The following is an 18,369-nucleotide window of genomic DNA, read 5'->3' as shown; positions in this document are numbered from 1 at the left end:
TTTCAATTATGAGCGCTTTGCAAAGTTATAATCTTATTTGTTAAAAAGAAAAATTAACCCCACCTATGATATTGAAGCCCAGCTTCGGATAATACAGGTAGCGCTCGTATTCTTTGTTGAAAATATTGTTTGCCTTGATAAAGACTCCCAAGTTCGATGTAGCCTTATACTCCGCACCTCCGCTCAAGTCAAAAAAGGCAGGAATAGAAACTATATGATATGTACCATCCAATTTCACTGGAGAGGCTGTCTTATCATATTCGTAGGTAGCTCCCGACGAAGCACCGTGGAACAACCCTTCTGCCGTGATATATAACTTCTCGGAAATGTTGAAGCGCGCGTTGGCAGCCAAACGTAAACTTGGAGTAAACCAAGGTTCATCCAAAGTAGCTGTAGTATAGCTGTCAATATTCAGACGTCCACCCAGATTTACTACATCCGAAAGACGTACGTTGATCTCTCCTTCGATACCGAAAAATTTGACCTTATCATTTTCGTTGCCGTCATATACAAGGTCAAAACGGAAAGGAGCCTCATCGTTATTGATGAAGAAAGGTACTCCCTCCAAGGTCTTATACATCACCTTAGCCTTATATCCAAAAGTTGCTCCTGCATTACCCTCTATTCCTCCATAGATATTCATACGCTCAATCTGATTTTGGAATAGTTGGTTTGGTCCAAGATACGGGTTCAGCTGTGTCAGCTCTTTATACGACACTTTCTTCACGCCACCATCAATACCGGCAAAAATTTTCATGTAATCCGGTACTAAGGCAAAATCCAATTTTGCGGACGGGAAAATATTGAATCGGCTCTCATCGCCAAATTCAGAAATAATATTACCGCCTAAAGTAAGATTATAATAATCTCCTTTGAAACGAATATAAGGGTTAAATGTAGCTACCGAATTCTTGAATGTACCTAAGTCCGGTCCCACACCTTTGATGGTATTAAAATCCACAGCTACGTTCGCTCCAATATTAAAGGTGCGAATTCTCTTGTTAAGGTATGCCGACAGGGCAAAAGAATTTTCTCCCGCATCAAATTTATCAGAATAAGTGTAGGCATCCACCTTAGCCGAATAAGCTACAGCTTCGTCATTGTTAGGGTCATAGTTGCTGGTAAGTTCTCCGCTAAAATAGATGTCTTTGAAGGCTTGAGCTTCTTTGGCAGGGTTAAGCGTTTCCGCATTGCGATCTACCGGAATACCATAGAAGCGCGTAGCAAAACGATTGAATCCTAACACCCCATCTACCGTAAAATTGTCCATCACCCTTCTACCAAAGACTCCTACCTCCTGCCGTGAGAACTTCTGTTCGTCCAAAGCTCCTTTTTGGTTGAGGTGTTTGACAAAAGCCCCAAAGCGGATATTTTCATATTGTTCGTTGGCGATGTAGGCCTCACCAAGAATAGTTCCCAAATTTCCTATTCCCAACTTCACATAGTTTGATGTGATATCCTGAACCTTAGTGAAAGGGAGCTCTTGCACATTAAGCTGTTTCAAGCCTGTATTTATATCCAACTTTTTGTCAGGTATATTGCTGTAAGAAAGCTTAGGCATATATGCCCTCTTGTTGGTCATGTCCGGGCTGCGACGGATTTTCACCGCATCGGCAAGAATAGGTCTGTAGTCTCGTACTACATCGAAAGAATCTATAGTGATAGGTTTATTCGGATCTTCTTGAGAGAAAGCTATCTGCCCCACACCCATTAACAGCGCTACTATAGCGTAACTCTTAAATACTGTTTTATGCAATTTCATCTTATCTCCTATTTCTTATTTAAGTTTTTGTAAACGTTCTTTAGCAGTTTTCAAGATATCGTCTGTTTTGTTTTCGTAGTTTTCGATAACAGACTCTAACGTTGCTTTTGCTTGGAACTTGTCTCCTTTGCCGGCGTATGCGTCAGCCATCAGAATAAAGCCTTTCGCCACCCAATAATCATAAGATGAAAAAGTATTCGAAATGTCGAAAGCCGATTCTATAGCTTTGTCGTACTGTTTAGCTTTAAGCTGTTGCTCTGCAACCAAATAGCGGGCTTCCGCTCCGGTTTCTGTCCTAGACTTCAAAGCCGCCAGATTCAGCTCTTTCGCAGCATCAGCCGTCTTATTCTGTCTAGTATAAACTTTTCCGGCATACAGGTGAGCTAACGCTATTTCCTCCTGCGATGCTTTCTCATATTCTTTAAGAAGATTTGCGTAGTTTAAGGTTTCAATGTCATCTCCAATATTATAGTAGCAGATCAACTGGTTTTTGATGGCGTAGCCATAATTTTCTTTATACTCTGAAGTGAGTTCGAGTTTTTTAAGAATTTGTACCGCTTCATTATATGCTTTGTTGCGCAGGTGAAGCTTAGACACACTAATCAATGTTTTTTCCGTGTATGCCGACGTCCAATCATTCAGAATAATGTTGAAGTCGTGAAGTGCTTCACTATCTTTACCTAGCTGCGCGTAGCTCTCCCCACGGATATAGCGGGCAAACTTTTCGTTGATAGGTTTTGGAAATTTATCGAAATAAGCATTCACGGCTTCCACTGCCGCCTGATAATTGCCTCTTTCGAACAGGTTGCGAGCTATGCCGAAGGCGTGTGCGTCCTGCTCTGCCTGCGAAAGATTACCTATATTGGTAGAGGTAGCATAGCGGATATATCCTGCAGCATCGTTACGATCCATATAGATATTCTCTATAGAGCGGATAGCTTGCTTAGCCTCATCCGTCGTAGCATATTGGCTTACCACGCGCTCGAAAGTGGCTTTGGCAGCATCCAGATTGTCTTGGTTATACTGCACCAGACCTATTGTCAACAAGGCACGTGGAACATAAGAACTGCGAGGATATTTTTCCACCATGGCCTGTAGTCCTTCAATGGCCTTATCGTATTGTCCCATCAAGAAATAGGTATACGGAATCTCGAAGGCCACATCATCCGCATAGTTGGATTTCGGATACTTAGTGATTACCGAATTCAAGGTAGCCAATTTAGCGTCATAGTTACCTTGTAACCCTTGGATGATTCCACGTTGGAATAGTGCATAATCTTGGCTTGGCGCATTGCTATTTATAAGCCTATCATAGTAAGACATGGCCTTGCCATAGTTTTTGGTAGCAAAGTAAGAGTCTGCAAGACGAGCTATAGCGTCGTTGCGCGTATTGAGGTCAATGCCATCTTTTCCGCCTCCAGCAAGAAATCTTTCAAAATAATTGGCTGCCGTATTGTAGTTGTCATTACGGAAGGCTGCATAGGCCAACGCATAGTTGGCATAGTGATACACTTCGGTCTTACGAGCAGCAGGAAGCTGCAAGAATTTATTGAAATTGGTAACGGCCTCTTTGTACTTCCGTACTTCATACATCGCTTCAGCCTTCCAATAAATCGCCAACGCATAAATCTCTTCGTCATAACGATTAGCTTCCGAACGCATAAACATAGAAATAGCATTTTCGAAAGCCCGCTCGTTATAATATTCAAGACCGCGATAATAGGTTACTTTTTGGTATGCGGCCTTAGCTTCTTTGGTAGTAAGAGGGAATGATTCCAACACATCTACTGCCAGACGATAATTTTTTGTACTCAACAACACTTCGGCATGTAAGGTCTTTGCTTCCTCCCTACGTGAAGGATTGGTACTCTTATAAGTATCCAGATACTCTTGGATAGCATCCAAAGCTACCTGATGAAATTCCAACTCGTAAGATAGCTTGGCATAATTGAACAACCCTTCTTCCTGAAGCTTAGGATCAAAGTCTAATTTGGAAGCTTTGAAGAAGGCGTTGCGAGCCCCCTGTTTGTTTCCTGTTTTGATATACGCATCACCCAAGGCAATCATCGCGCTTTGATAATACGCATCAGGCTCATCCATCTTTTCAAATTCAGCAATAGCTTTCTTGTAGTCTCCTAATTTATAGGCGATATAGCCTATTTGATAACTATCCTGATTGTTTTGGGTTTTGCCCTGATCCTGCTGTTGGAACTTGTCGTAATACTGTTTGGATTTGGCAAGGTCGCCTTTGATGAAATACGTGGCCGCAATGATACGGATCATCTCCGTCTCATATTCCTGCTTTGTTTTCTCCAATATCGGCAAAGCATAGCTCAACACATCATCATAACGTTTATCCAAGAAGTACAGGGCCGTAATATAATAAGGATAAGTAGATTCGAAAGTTTTGGAACCATTAAGACGTTCGAATTCATTCAACGCCGTCTTATATTCCGCATCCAGATAACACAAGTATGCATAGTAATAGATGGAAGCTTCCTGATAAGGACTATTTTCGTCTTTCAGCTGCTCGAATAAAGGCTTTGCGGCACGATAATCTTGGGTCATGAACTGCGAATAGCCTAGCTTGAAACGATATTCCTTATTTTCTGCACCGGCAAAATTTCTGCCGTCGATTTTCGAGAACCATTCTATGGCTTTCACATAATCTTTCTTCTGATAGTACGAACGACCGATCTGGAAAAAGGCGGCCTTAGCATTCGCACTGGTAGGATAATCCCTTATGTATTTCAAGAAACGGCTCTCCGCATCCGACTCGCCCAACTCCAAAGCACATATAGCCTGGTAAAAACGCACATTCTCCTTTATCAAAGTAAGCTCTTCCGTCTCATCAAGCTGAAGGTTGGATTTCGTTCTTAACTCTTCTACTTTATCAAATTGTTTTGCTGCCGAACTGAATTTGCCACGCTCGAATAATTCTAAACCTGATTTATAAGCTTTGTTAAGCTCTTGCCAAGCTGTCTGCTGACCAAATGCAGGTATAGCCATTAAGCCAAACGCAACACTCAATCCGTAAATTCTCTTGTACATAATGGTTTAATACTTAAATATCTAAATCCTTTATTCCCCTAATCAAAAAAAATTATAGTAACCTTAAGCTCCTAAGCATACTATACTTCATTGTACTAAATTAATAGTTCAATGTCAAGTTTTCCTCAAAAGTTCTTAACATCTGTTAATAACCTACGCTATATAACGCAAATTTTACCTTAAAAGGGGAATTTTAAATTATATTTAACATTTTTTCACATTGACTATGTAAAAATCCAAGCTTTTGTGATAAATTGAAAACTATACGTTAGAACGTACGTTTATACATGTTGTAAATTATCCGTATCAGGCTATGACTCCGACAGAACAGGAATTAATAAAACTTTTTAACCGGAAAAATATACAATCGTTGGAGGGGCTGGACTTCCTCATCGATTTGGTCGACATTTTCAGAAAGCATAAACATGCTTCACTTGTCGACCTTACTCCCCTAATCCTGCTGCTACAGGAAAGTCCTCGCTATAGAGAAATCCTCACCCAAAAGGTGGCTGATCTGGAACCCCATAAGCGGGATTTTGACAACATCATTTCGGATGTAGGTATTATCAACTATAGTGACTTTTTATTTGAGGTAAAAAAGCGTCTTATTGCTAAGCTCATTCCCCATCAAGCCCCCTTAGACTCATTAGAATATATTCTCAATCAGATATTTTATGCCCGAACAGACTATGATTGGATTCAAAGTATTCCAGACGAACAGCTGGTCAAGCTTTTCCAAATGCTGGAGAGTAACACCATCTATGCCGACAAAGAAGACAACCATTATATCTCAGAGATATTATATGGATTAGAAGTACTGACCCAACGGATTTCCGGCAGAGCCATGGAGTCCGAGGTCATCAAAATGACACCGGAATACCGCAACTTCGACAATCCCTTCATCGGATTGCTGCAAGAGATGGAGGCTATCATCATCTACATGAGAGATCAAAAGACATCCTTCATCAAAAGTACAGACCTTAACTACAAACAGCTGCTCATCCTTTTAGGGCAATGTGAAAAGTATATTGACGATGCCTTTTCCAACTCACAAAAGCTGGGGATATCCATGAAAGTGAATCAATCCTTGCTCAGGATCAAACAGCAGCTGGGAAGAATCAAAGACACTCTCCCGTTTATTGTGCTGGATGAAGAAAGCAAAAGTGTGCAACAGACCATTGATTTTATCAAACATCTAATCTTCATCAACACCAATAAGACGAATGTCAGAAGACTTATTAACGAGAGCACGCAGGCTGTGGCTTATGAGATTACACAGCACACTGCACAGACGGGTGAACATTACATCACCACCTCGCGCAGTGAATACGTCAAAATGTTTTGGTCTGCCTGTGGTGGTGGTGCTATCGTAGGCCTTCTATGCATCATCAAAGTCATGCTCGCCAAAGTTGACACCAGTATTTTCGGACATGCGGTACTGTACAGTCTTAACTATGCCGTAGGATTCACGGCTATCTATCTATTAGGATGTACGCTGGCGACAAAACAGCCAGCCATGACGGCTACCGCCTTGGTGAAAGCCCTAGAAAAGAAAAGTGATAATAAGGAAGAAAGAAACTATAAGTACTGGGAGTTCGCCCATTTCTTCTCTAAAGTTTTCCGTTCCCAATTTATAGCCTTCGTGGGCAACGTTTTCGTCGCCTTTCCTGTGGCTTTGCTCTTGGTGTCAGGAATTGACAAAATATGGCATTACAACATTGCGGAAAGCAAATGGAAAACCTTGATGTTCGACTTAGACCCTATAGACTCTCCAGCGATTTTTCATGCCGCTATAGCCGGCGTATTTCTATTCCTGTCCGGAATTATTGCAGGAAGTGTGTCTAACCGGGACAAACACAATAACCTTTACTACCGCATAGAACAACATCCTATTCTTAAAAAACTGTTTGGTAAAGAAAAAACAAAGAAAATTGCCAGCATTTACCAGAAAAAATGGGCGGGTATTATATCCAACGTATGGTTTGGTGTATTTATGGGAATGACCGGATCTATCGGGATATTCTTGGGACTAAATATTGACATCCGACACATTACTTTTGCCAGTGGTAATCTGGCACTAGGAATTTACGGCAGTGACTTCCGTGCCACCACAGATACAATCATATGGGGCATTGTGGGGATAGGAATCATAGGCTTTGTAAACTTCATCGTCAGCTTCACCTTATCACTTTCCTTAGCTTTCCGCGCCCGCAAAATGAAGTTCTTCGAATTGATACTAGTAGGAAGAGCCATTTGGGCTTTGTTTTTGGTAAGTCCAATGCAATTTTTCTTTCCTCCTAAGAAAGAAGGATAAAAAAAGAGAGGTTAATGACTAACCTCTCTTTCCTGCCAACAGATATAGCACCGCCATTCGGACTGCGACCCCATTTTCTACCTGTTCAAGTATGATGGAGTGCTTGCTGTCCGCCACATCCGAGGTCAATTCTACCCCTCTGTTTATCGGTCCAGGGTGCATGATGGTTATTTCTTTGTCTAACGAATCTAAAATTTCCTTATTCAAGCCATAAAGCATAGAATATTCGCGCAGCGATGGAAAGTAAGCAATATCCTGACGTTCTAGCTGGATACGAAGCATGTTGGCCACATCACACCAGTTCAATGCTTTTCTAAGGTCGTGCTCTACTTTCACCCCCAGTGAAGTGATATATTTAGGGATTAATGTGGTAGGACCACAGACCATTACTTCCGCACCAAGCTTTTGCAAGCACAAAATATTGGAAAGGGCTACACGCGAATGCAATATGTCGCCAATGATGGCCACTTTACATCCTGCCACATCACCGAACCGTTGACGGATACTGAAAGAGTCCAACAGAGCTTGCGTTGGGTGTTCGTGAGCGCCATCGCCGGCATTGACAATCTGTGCATTCACATGTTTACTCAAAAACACTCCTGCTCCGGCATATGGGTGACGCATCACTATCATGTCCACCTTCATCGCCAAAATATTGTTTACCGTATCGATCAACGTTTCTCCTTTGCTTACTGATGATGAGGATGCAGCAAAGTTGATGATATCTGCCGAAAGTCTTTTCTCCGCTAATTCGAAGGAAAGTCTTGTACGGGTAGAGTTTTCAAAGAAAACATTGGCTATAGTGATATCTCTCAACGAAGGAACTTTCTTGATAGGACGGTTGAGGACGTCTTTGAAATTAGCTGCTGTATCTAAAATGAGATGAATATCTTGTTCAGTTAGGTCTTTGATGCCTAATAGGTGGCGTGTACTTAACTGTTCTGCTGTAGTTGACATTGTAGAAATATTTGCCTTCAAAAATTATTTTTTCTCTGTAACAAGTATGATGCTATCCTCTTTGTCCACTTCTTCCCAGCTTACGATAACCTTTTGGGAGTCTATGGAATCCACCTGGATGCCAATATAATCCGGCTCTATAGGAATCTGTCTGGAGAATCTGCGGTCCACCAGCACGAGAAGTTCGATACGTTGCGCACGGCCAAAGGCTTGGATAGCATCCATGGCCGACCGGATGGTGCGACCGGTCCACAAAACATCATCGACGAAAATTACATTTTTCCCTTCAACGATAAAGTCGATCTGCGTACTGTTGGCCATCAAAGGCACATTGCCCTTCATACGGAAATCGTCTCTGAAAAAGGTGATATCCAAAGCTCCGTTTTCCACCTCTTTGCCCAACATGGATTTCAACTCTTTGACGATACGTTTAGCCAAAAAGGTTCCTCTAGGTTGAATACCTATTATCGCCGAATTACTGAAATCTCCGTGATTTTCAATCAATTGCTGACACAATCGCTGAATGGTAATCTGAAACTTAGGACCGTCTAATAAAATCGATTGTTTCATTATAGGATTATTTGGACAAAAATAGGCTTTTTTATTTATACTTGGAATAAAATCCTTGCGAAACCTTACTTCTATACATAAAAAAGAGGATGCTTATCAGCATCCTCTTTTTCTATATTGCAACGGCTATTCTCCGAAGAAGTAACCGTATTTTTTCCAAAGTTCGTCACATACTTTTTGGACGTCTGCGTCTTTATGTTGGTCTGCTACCATTTTTAGACGCTGCAAGCCTACCAGCGCCATACGTACATTGCGCTCAGCCATCAAATCCTTGATATATTGGTTAGACTCATAGTAATGCATATTTTCTTTGATATACTTCAGGTTACGCAAAGCTATTTCTTTAGCCTTTGCCGACTCTCCTGTTTCGTACATCACATTAAGAAGTGGCGCATAACTCATCGCTTCACCCATCTGGTACACCTTCTTAGGTAAATTTTCATAGGCCTTCAACACTACGTCGTGCGCTTCTTTTTTCTTACCAGCCAACAACAAGTTCTGTGCTGTCTCTCCGAAGATCGAACTCAAATAGTAAGTAATGTAGCGGTATGAGTCCGGATCCAAGTACTTGGCATTACCCATGTTACCATACTTGTACTTGTTCATAATCTTGTCATACACAGAGTCTGTATCTTGGACAGAACCTTCTTCCTCTGCATTGGCAATTTTGGTATCCACAGGTATTAACCTTAAGGCAAAGCCTTCAGAGATAAGATATTTGTCCAATCCAAGATAATATTGGGAAGGTGTAGTGGTTGTGAAATAGATTGGACGCTTCCAATTGTTGTTGGCTAATATTGACAGTATAGAAAGCTCCGCACGAGAAACATAGTTCATCGGATAGGTGAAAACTAAGGAATCCACAATAGAATCTCTATATGCTTCCGGAACAACATTATTCGCCAAAACTGCCTGCTTGTCCACCTTTAGCTTCAGATTTTTGGTCGGAAGGATATTTACATTATCTCCCCCTTGCGTCTGCATCATATTTTGCGGATCATCTGACAACATCACTTCAAGAACGTCCTGCACATCTACCGACCCCGGAATCTGATAGTCGTAATAGAATATCACATCACGTACACCATCTTTGACTTTTTCCGGATTAATATTGATTGGCAAGGCATCAGCGTCATTGACTTTTTTCATCATCTGGCGCATATACCAGTCTGAGGAAAGCAAGCTCAAATTCACGACACGCACATCGGTACGTATGCCTTCCACCTCTTGCAGATACCACAATGGATAAGTATCGTTATCACCATAGGAGAACAGTATGGCATTAGGAGCACAAGACTCAAGGTAATTGAGAGCCATATCTCGAGATAGAGTCTTCTCCGAACGGTCATGATCATCCCAGTTTTGAGCTATCAATATTACGGGAGCTGCCAACATACCGACACCCGATACCGCTAGAGCTGCAGTCTTAGGATTTATTTTCTTAGACAGGAAGTCCCAAATAGCCATCACACCTAACCCAATCCAGATAGCAAAAGCATAGAACGACCCTGCATAGGCATAGTCACGCTCTCTTGGTTGCAGAGGCGTCTGGTTGAGGTATAGGACGATAGCAAGACCTGTAAAGAAAAAGAGCAGCATGACCACTCCGGCGTCACGTTGTCTTTTGCCAAAGTGCCAATAACCTCCTATCAGACCTAAAATCAGTGGCAAAAAGAAATAGGTGTTACGGGAAGGATTTTGCTTCTCAGATTCCGGCAAATCAAACTGTCCTCCCACAAAAACGTTATCTATAGGCTTGATACCCGAAATCCAGTTTCCTTCTAATACTGAACCATGTCCCTGAACATCGTTTTGTCTTCCCGCAAAGTTCCATAGGAAGTAGCGGAAATACATATGACCAATCTGATAACCGAAGAAGAATTTTAGATTGTCCGCAAAGGTTGGAGACTCATTAGGTCCCAAACCCAAATATTGTCTGTAGAAAGTCTTATGCGGCTCTTGATCACTGTATATTCGAGGAAATACAGTTTCGTGATCGTAACTATATTTTGTTTTTTTCTTGGCTACCACATATCTGTCTTTGTCTTTGCGGTACACCACCCCGTTGTCGAAAGCATCGATAGCTTTGGCATCAAAATATTTCCCTTTGAAAAGAGGTTCGTCCCCATATTGCTCACGGTTCAGATAACTCAAGAAAGAAAATGCATTATCCGGATCCGAGTTGTTTAAGGTAGGATCAGCCTTCGCACGGATCAATATCATAGCGAAAGAGCTATATCCGAAGATGATGAATCCCAAAGAGATTAAAGCAATATTAAGTATTGGCTTAGCTTTTTTGATGGAATAGACAATACCAAATACTAGGCCGCCTACCAACAAAAGCGAAAAGAATATTATGCCGGATCCAAACCCTAGACCTAGAGTGTTTACGAAGAATAAGTCCGTAAAGGCCGCAAACTTGATAAGGTATTGTATTACTCCCCAAAGGATGAGGGCTAAGACCACCACACCGATGAAGAAAGCCTTAAAAGCTCCTTTGAAGGTAGCCTTCTGTGTCTTACGGAAATAGATTACCAGCGCTATAGCAGGAATCACCAACAGGTTGAGCAGGTGCACACCTATAGACAGTCCCATCACATAAGCGATAAGTATCAACCAGCGGTTAGAATCCGGATCGTCCGCACGTACTTCCCATTTTAATATTGCCCAAAACACTATAGCTGTACACAAAGAAGACATCGCATATACCTCAGACTCCACGGCAGAAAACCAGAATGTATCGGTAAAGGCATAAGCTAAGGCTCCTACCAATCCTGAACCCATCACCACGATAGTCTGCACCGGACTAAGGGCTTCTTTGAGGTTAGGCCCCACAAACATCTTTCTTCCTAAAGCTGTTATCGACCAAAACAAAAATAGGATGGTCAATCCCGAACAAACTGCCGATCCCACGTTCATCCAATAGGCTATTTGGGATTTGTCGCCCATTGCCAGATTAGAGAAAATGTTTTGAATCATCAAAAAAAGAGGTGCGCCCGGCTGATGCACAATCTGCATCTTATATGCCGATGCAATAAATTCACCACAGTCCCACCAACTGGCTGTTCGCTCAGCTGTCATGATGTACACCACTGTAGCTATAAAAGCACATAGCCACCCCAGCAGATTGTTAATCTTGTTATAATTCATCATTTACTTTTAATAAGTCTTGTAATTAATCTGACATGTTATTTTATCGTTACAAATCAGAAGAATAACTGATCAAGTTAATCAAACGGTTATTTGTGTTAAAACAATGCTTCGAAAATAAGGAATACATCAATACAAATGAATAAATAAATTACTTTTTAACACTGCTTTACATTTTTAGAGGACTCCATAGGTTTATCAGCTCTTTAAAGAAGAAAAATATAGCCCTGAAAATCAATATAGATAAATTTTAGTGTTACAAAAAATTTGACAAGTAAAAAAAACAGTATATATTTGCATTGTCAAACGATATCGAAGTTTGACACAGTTTGTCCGATAGTATAACGGTAGTACGACAGATTTTGGTTCTGTTTGTCCAGGTTCGAATCCTGGTCGGACAACAAAAAAGAGAGTTGCGAAAGTAGCTCTCTTTTTTATGCTCGAAGAGAAGCTTTTTTGCAAAAAAATTAAAAATCATTTGCAGAATTAACATTTAGTTTTCTATCTTCGCAGCAGAATTTCGAAAGGCCTCCTGAGAGGTTAACAAATTCGACGGTATTGTCCGATAGTATAATGGTAGTACGACAGATTTTGGTTCTGTTTGTCTAGGTTCGAATCCTGGTCGGACAACAAAAAAGAGAGTTTCATTGCTGAAACTCTCTTTTTTTATTCCCTCCTTCTGTCACGCTGACAACCTCATTATAAACTTTTTATTTTCAAATTCATTTCTCTAACTTTGTCCATCATTCACAAAAAACATATAAATACACACATACCATGCCTTTGCAATTTAACACCGTTAAATTATTCGCTGGTTCGGGAACCAAAGAACTCGCAGAAAAAATCGCCAAATCTTATGGTAAAGAATTAGGAGAGATGACTCTATCAAGATTCAGTGACGGCGAAATTCAACCGTTTTACAATGAATCTGTAAGAGGAAGTGATGTTTTTCTTATCCAATCTACCAACCAACCTACTGACAATCTTTTCGAACTTCTTTTAATGATCGACGCGGCGAAGAGAGCTTCAGCACACTACATTACAGCTGTTGTTCCGTACTTCGGTTTTGCACGTCAGGACCGTAAGGACAAACCTCGTGTCGCTATCGGAGCAAAAATGATTGCCAATCTGATTACTGCCGCCGGTGCCAGCCGTATCATGACGATGGACTTGCACGCTGCTCAGATTCAAGGATTCTTCGATATCCCTGTAGACCATCTGGATGGTTCGGTAATCTTCGTTCCTTACATCAAATCATTAAAATTACCAAACTTGACGATAGCTTCTCCGGATATGGGCGGTTCGTATCGTGCCCGTACTTTTGCTAAATTCTTCAATGCAGAGGTAATAATTTGTGACAAAAGACGCAAACGCGCCAATGAAATCGAGTCCATGTCTATCATCGGTGACGTGAAAGGACAAGATGTGGTGTTGATCGACGACATTTGCGATACAGCAGGTACTCTTTCCAAAGCTGCTGCCTTGATCATGGAAAATGGAGCAAACTCAGTAAGAGCCGTATGTACACATGCTGTCTTATCAGGTAAAGCTTACGAGACTATTGAAAATTCGGTACTTTCGGAAATGATTGTAACAGACACCATTCAGTTAGATCCTGAAAAAGCTAAGCATACGACAAAAATCAAAGTATTGTCTACCGCGGATCTTTTTGCTAAAGCAATAAAAAGTGTAAACGAACACTCGTCTATCTCAGATCTTTTTGTTGTGGAATAATAACCTTTTCAATATAAAACAAAAAAACCAACGCTTAAGCGTTGGTTTTTTTGTTCATTAATTTTCTATTTCTATTTCATTATAGACTTTTGATACGGATATTTCTGAAAAACACTTCCGTACCATGACCTAAGAAGCCGATATGGCCTGATGTGCGTTTTAGTCCTGGATGGTCCTTCTTGTCTGAAGTACCATTCTTGGTAGCTTCCTTGATATCTCCATCCACGATAACTTTACCATTCAAGGTCACCTTAATTTTAGAGCCTTGCATTCGGATTTCCTGTTCATTCCATTCACCTGCAGGCTTTAATGCGCCGCGTTTCGCTGGAATGATACCATACACCGAGCCATGATACTGGTAAGGTTTCAAATTTTTATACACATCGGCATAATCATCCAAAACCTGAATTTCATATCCTAGATAAGCCGCATCGCCTTCCAATGGAGCTCGCACCCCAACCCCATTGTTGGCTCCTGGAGTTAGTTTGAATTCAAAACGTAACACGAAATCACCATACTCCTCTTTGGTGTAGATATTCTTGCCAAATTTGGCATCGGGATTAGCGCGTAGTGCCCCCTCTTCATTGATCTCATAGGCAGGAGAGGAAGTCCATTTGTCGAGGTTTGTTCCGTCGAACAACATCTGGAACCCTTCTTTTTTCTCTTGCTCTGATAGGGTAAACACTTGCTTGCGTGGCAACTCCTTGATGAAGATATCTCTGTACCACACTTTAGAGCCATGAGCCTGCAGCTCTATCTGCTCTATTGGGAAAATTGGCTGGTTTCTATCCCAGTAATTTTCCATAGTTACGCTATCTACCACCAATTCACCGTTCAGCCATACCCATACTTTATCTCCTACCATACGGATTTTAAAATTGTTCCATTCTCCTAGTGGGTTATCGGCAACTTTCAGTGGCTTGGATTCATGCACTTTATTGTTGTATAGACCGCCGGATCCCACTTGGGCTCCCACATTGGTACGAGCGATATCCCAAATCTGTACCTGAGGGGTACCTCGTAGATAAACACCCGCGTCCGGCTCTTTACCGTTTTTGTCCAATTTCCAGTCCAAGATAAGTTCGAAGTCGCCATACTGCTTTACAGTAGCGATATTATCTCCCTTTCCGGAAAACACGAGCGTTCCATTTTCTACGTACCAGCTGTCACGCATTTTCTGATCTGCTATAGCTTGTTTTTCTGCAAGCTCTTTCTCTGACATCTTAGCACGCTTGATAGGGTTTTCCACTAAGCCTTTCCATCCCGAAAGATCTTTACCGTTGAAAAGAGAAACGTAGCCTTCTCCTTTAGGCATTTCAGCAAGATGGCGTACTATCGCTTCTCTCAAATACGAACTTTCGCTGCCTGAAAGATTATTTTTAGCTTGCTCCAGCCAATTGCGGACATCGGAACCGTAGTAAGACTTGTTGTCGGCAGTGATGTTCATCACTACATCTGTAGCGGTATCCTTTAGTTTAGGGTCGGACAAGAATCTACTTGCAAAAGCTAATGCAGAGTAGGTTCCTGTAGCTTTCAAGCTAGCAAGCGCCGTATTTTTCTGTGCGTCGGTTTGAGCAAATTCAAAAGCATCTTTCAGCAACAATGTTTTCTGGTCATTGTTAACAGTACTTGCATTAAGCTGCTTGATGAAGCCGTCGAAGATTATACCAAACAATTTACCGTCTTTCTCTGTACGTAACAGCGTAGTGAGGGCATCCAATGATGAGGGATTAGACCAGCTTGCCAAAGCTTTGATAGCATCCGTGCGCAAAGGATTATCTGTGCCAAGGTAGTTTTTTACCGTCTGCAGAGACTCATTGCTGCCCTCTCCGGCAAAGATCGGAAAGTAGCGAGCTGCTGATGGCGCCATGGATCGCGAAATGTTGGCCGAAAGCTTTTTAACGATATCGGCCTTGTTAGGATTGTTTTGCAAGGCCACGATAGCTGCTTTCTGAACCTGTTTGATTTCCTTAGCGTTGGCTTTGCCAAGCAGTTCCGCCAACGTATCGAAGTCGCCATCGTTGACCACGTTAGGCAGTGCTTCGAAAGCTGCAGCTCTCACATCGCCCTGTGCCGTATTGATAAGTTTGAAAATTTCAGCAGCGGACTGAGGATTCGATCGCTTCGATAACACATCCAACAATGCGAGTTGCGTCTTAGCATCTGCCGACACCAATGCACCATTCACAATGTTGATGGTTTGTGCATCCTTAGAGGTCAGCAATAATGTTTTTATTACGTTAAGCTCTTTTTCCGAAGCACCGGCAATCTGCTTGATAAGAAAAGCGGTATTTGTTCCTTTTGTCAATGCCGACAACGTGTTTAACGCTGCAATACGGGCATCTTCGTTCTTCAACTTTGGAAGGCTTTTTTCTATAGCTTTGATAGAAGATGTAGCATCTTTCGTCTTTAGGAAGTTGAGCACATTCTCCTGAGCTTCGGGCTCTAACTTAACCAGAGAAGAAGTAATCTTTTTCATCTCTGATGCCGTAACATCGGTTCCCAACAGACCTAAAGCCACATTACGAAGGATAGTATTTTTACCCGAAGTCAAGGCCAACAGATTCTTACGTTGTCCTTTTGCGTCGAGTCTTGCAAGCAACTCCAATGCCGCAACTTTAGCCCCAATACCTTTATCCTCTGAAGCTTCATTATACACTTTGGAAGCTACAGAGAGAGCTAGATTATTATGTCCGTTTTTCGCCAGGCTATTCGCGTATTCTAACAGCAGGGCAGAGGCATTCGTTCTGTCATACTCTAGGTTTACGGCTTTAGCCTTAGCATAAAGGATATCGAAAGACTTCTCGCCTCCTATTCTACTAAGGGCTGTCAATGCATTTCTTTGGAAGTTCTCCGAATTGTATTTACCTAGGAGCTCTATGATACGAGCTTCTGCCTCTTTGTTTCTTACCTCTCCTAAGGCTCCTATTATTGCATTTGCTCTTTTTTCGTTCACATCTCCGGCCAACGCTTTGTTAAGTGCCGCCGCAGAAGAAGGACTATTCACTGCGCTTAGCACGCGTGCTGCCTTTTCAGCCAGATAGTCGTCAGCAAGATAGGTTGCCACCTTCTCTACCGCATCATCCTTGGCACAGAACTTCAGCAGTTCTAGGATATAGCCTTTGTTGTTCGGATCTTTAACCTTATCCAAACCTAGAAGCAAGCCTTTCACATATTTGGCGCGAAAAGCTTCCTTGCCCGGCTGCATCACATACAGGGCGTATGAGTTTGTCGCAAACTCGATGGTGGAGTTGGTTTGCGTACCTTGTTTTCTCAACTTAGCCACAAGCTCGGCGATATCTTCTGAAGAGAAGTTCTCGAGCTCATGCATGGCCAACAAAAATTTGCTTTGCTCTTCGGCAGGCTGCTGTGCCAGCACGTCAGCAATTTTGGTTTCCGTCGTACGGCCTGCGGGTTGCTGTGCATAAGAAGCTGCCTGCAATAAAAGTAGTATCGATAGTGTATTAAAAATCTTTTTCATAATTGCTAGGTAAGGAAATTAAATAGTCCACGGACCTCTCATCGGTTGATTGATTAATCTGTTTGCAGCTTCGTCGTTGACAAACTCCTGCTTAGCAGAATCATAATGTAAGGTTCTGTTAAGGCGTAATGCCGCCAATCCCAAGTTCACTAACGTACAAGAATAGTAGCCGTTGATTTCATTCAAGGCAAACTTCTGACGTGTGCGCACCGCTTCCACAAAGTCCGTCATCTGCGGCTCTGGATCTGGATATTGTGCAAGCTTACGTTCCAAATCCGGAATATCGGACACAAAACCACGATACAGCTTACCTTTAGGTCCTTCGATATAAGCTTTACCTACTTCCGAACCTTCGCCATCCAAGATGATTTGACAGCCGTCGGCATAGGTGTAGGTAATTTTACGCCAGGTGCCTACAGCGTCAAAATGTTGTTGTGGGGCATCCACCTCTATCTTGATAGGGCTTTCGTTGTCCTTTCCTAAGAAATACTGTACCGGATCGAGATAATGCTGTCCCATATCTCCTAGCCCTCCTCCATCATAATCCCAGTACCCACGGAAAGTAGTATGAGTACGGTGTCTACTATATGGCTTGAAAGGTGCCGGACCTAACCACATGTCGTAGTCCAACTCTTTGGGTACCTGCTCTACAGGAAGGTTTTCTTTTCCTACCCAATAAAACTTCCAGTCAAAGCCGGTATGCTTGCTGATGGTAACCTTAAGCGGCCAGCCCAACAAACCTGTATCTACTAATTTTTTTATTTTCTTTACCGGAACATTCATTCCGTAAAATTTAGCGTCAAATCTAAACCATGTATTCAGACGGAAAATATTTCCGTGCTGCGCTACTGCCTCCATCACTTTTTTTCCTTCACCTATTGTGCGCGTCATCGGCTTTTCGCACCATATATCTTTCCCCGCACGGGCGGCTTCTACAGCCATGATACCATGCCAATGCGGCGGAGTAGCAATATGTACGATATCTACACTAGGATCTTGAATCAAGTCCCTGAAGTCATGGTATTCTTTAACACCACCACCTAAAGCTTTCTGTGCCAACTCCAGATGGCTTGTATCAACATCACAAATAGCTACTGTTTTCGTCCCGGCATATTTAAAGTGACCTCTACCCATCGAACCTACCCCAATAACTCCTTTGGTAAGGTGGTCGGATGGTGCTAAATAACCTTTACCTCCCAAAACGTGTCTGGGAACAATACTGAATGCTGCAGCTCCAATCAATGATTTTTTAATAAAATCACGTCTTGAAGAATTCGTTTTTTCCATATGTTGATGCTATTTTGGTTTATAAATTAGGCTACAATATCCAATGACGCACATTGGAGACGT

At 42.0% G+C, this 18,369-nt stretch carries 9 protein-coding genes and 2 tRNA genes; 4 read left to right on the top strand and 7 right to left on the bottom strand.

Annotated elements, in window-relative coordinates; genetic code table 11:
• Positions 1-40: 40 nt before the first annotated feature.
• Both ABD873_RS07255 and ABD873_RS07250 read right to left on the bottom strand, forming a co-directional pair.
• Entirely contained in the window at positions 41-1,762 is a 1,722-nt protein-coding gene (locus ABD873_RS07255; RefSeq protein ID WP_345066627.1) for a TonB-dependent receptor, read from the bottom strand.
• Positions 1,763-1,777: 15 nt separating this feature from the next.
• Complete coding sequence (locus tag ABD873_RS07250; RefSeq protein WP_345066624.1) at positions 1,778-4,813, bottom strand: tetratricopeptide repeat protein; 3,036 nt, start codon at positions 4,811-4,813, stop codon at positions 1,778-1,780.
• A gap of 313 nt (positions 4,814-5,126) precedes the next feature.
• On the opposite strand from ABD873_RS07250, the gene ABD873_RS07245 reads away from it, so the two are divergent.
• A complete protein-coding gene (locus ABD873_RS07245) occupies positions 5,127-7,127 on the top strand; it encodes a hypothetical protein (protein WP_345066621.1) in 2,001 nt (666 codons plus the stop codon).
• An 18-nt stretch (positions 7,128-7,145) separates the two neighbouring features.
• Here the strand turns inward: ABD873_RS07245 and ABD873_RS07240 are convergent, their stop codons facing one another.
• The 3 genes from ABD873_RS07240 to ABD873_RS07230 all read right to left on the bottom strand — a co-directional run bounded on the left by ABD873_RS07240 (position 7,146) and on the right by ABD873_RS07230 (position 11,807).
• Positions 7,146-8,084 (bottom strand): aspartate carbamoyltransferase catalytic subunit, encoded by a 939-nt coding sequence (locus ABD873_RS07240; RefSeq protein ID WP_345066618.1) that lies wholly within the window; start codon positions 8,082-8,084, stop codon positions 7,146-7,148.
• Positions 8,085-8,108: 24 nt separating this feature from the next.
• Positions 8,109-8,654, bottom strand: a complete 546-nt coding sequence (pyrR, locus tag ABD873_RS07235) for a bifunctional pyr operon transcriptional regulator/uracil phosphoribosyltransferase PyrR (protein WP_039053995.1) — start codon at positions 8,652-8,654, stop codon at positions 8,109-8,111.
• 126 nt (positions 8,655-8,780) lie between these two features.
• Positions 8,781-11,807, bottom strand: coding sequence for a protein O-mannosyl-transferase family (locus tag ABD873_RS07230; RefSeq protein WP_345066614.1), 3,027 nt, complete (start codon positions 11,805-11,807; stop codon positions 8,781-8,783).
• 327 nt (positions 11,808-12,134) lie between these two features.
• Between ABD873_RS07230 and ABD873_RS07225 the strand changes: the two genes are divergently transcribed.
• From ABD873_RS07225 to ABD873_RS07215, 3 genes are all read left to right on the top strand, one after another.
• A tRNA-Gln gene (locus tag ABD873_RS07225) sits at positions 12,135-12,205 on the top strand.
• A gap of 158 nt (positions 12,206-12,363) precedes the next feature.
• Positions 12,364-12,434: transfer RNA gene (locus ABD873_RS07220), tRNA-Gln, on the top strand.
• A gap of 147 nt (positions 12,435-12,581) precedes the next feature.
• Positions 12,582-13,538, top strand: a complete 957-nt coding sequence (locus tag ABD873_RS07215) for a ribose-phosphate pyrophosphokinase (protein ID WP_345066611.1) — start codon at positions 12,582-12,584, stop codon at positions 13,536-13,538.
• Between the two features lie 79 nt (positions 13,539-13,617).
• On the opposite strand, the gene ABD873_RS07210 is transcribed toward ABD873_RS07215, so the two are convergent.
• Together ABD873_RS07210 and ABD873_RS07205 are read right to left on the bottom strand one after the other, a co-directional pair.
• Positions 13,618-17,019 (bottom strand): DUF1080 domain-containing protein, encoded by a 3,402-nt coding sequence (locus ABD873_RS07210; protein WP_345066608.1) that lies wholly within the window; start codon positions 17,017-17,019, stop codon positions 13,618-13,620.
• 18 nt (positions 17,020-17,037) lie between these two features.
• Positions 17,038-18,306 (bottom strand): Gfo/Idh/MocA family oxidoreductase, encoded by a 1,269-nt coding sequence (locus ABD873_RS07205; protein ID WP_345066605.1) that lies wholly within the window; start codon positions 18,304-18,306, stop codon positions 17,038-17,040.
• Between the last annotated feature and the right edge of the window lie 63 nt (positions 18,307-18,369).

The sequence above is a fragment of the Sphingobacterium thermophilum genome (assembly GCF_039541675.1).
In the GTDB taxonomy this organism is placed as follows: domain Bacteria; phylum Bacteroidota; class Bacteroidia; order Sphingobacteriales; family Sphingobacteriaceae; genus Sphingobacterium; species Sphingobacterium thermophilum.
This window is presented reverse-complemented; position numbering and strand designations above follow the sequence as displayed.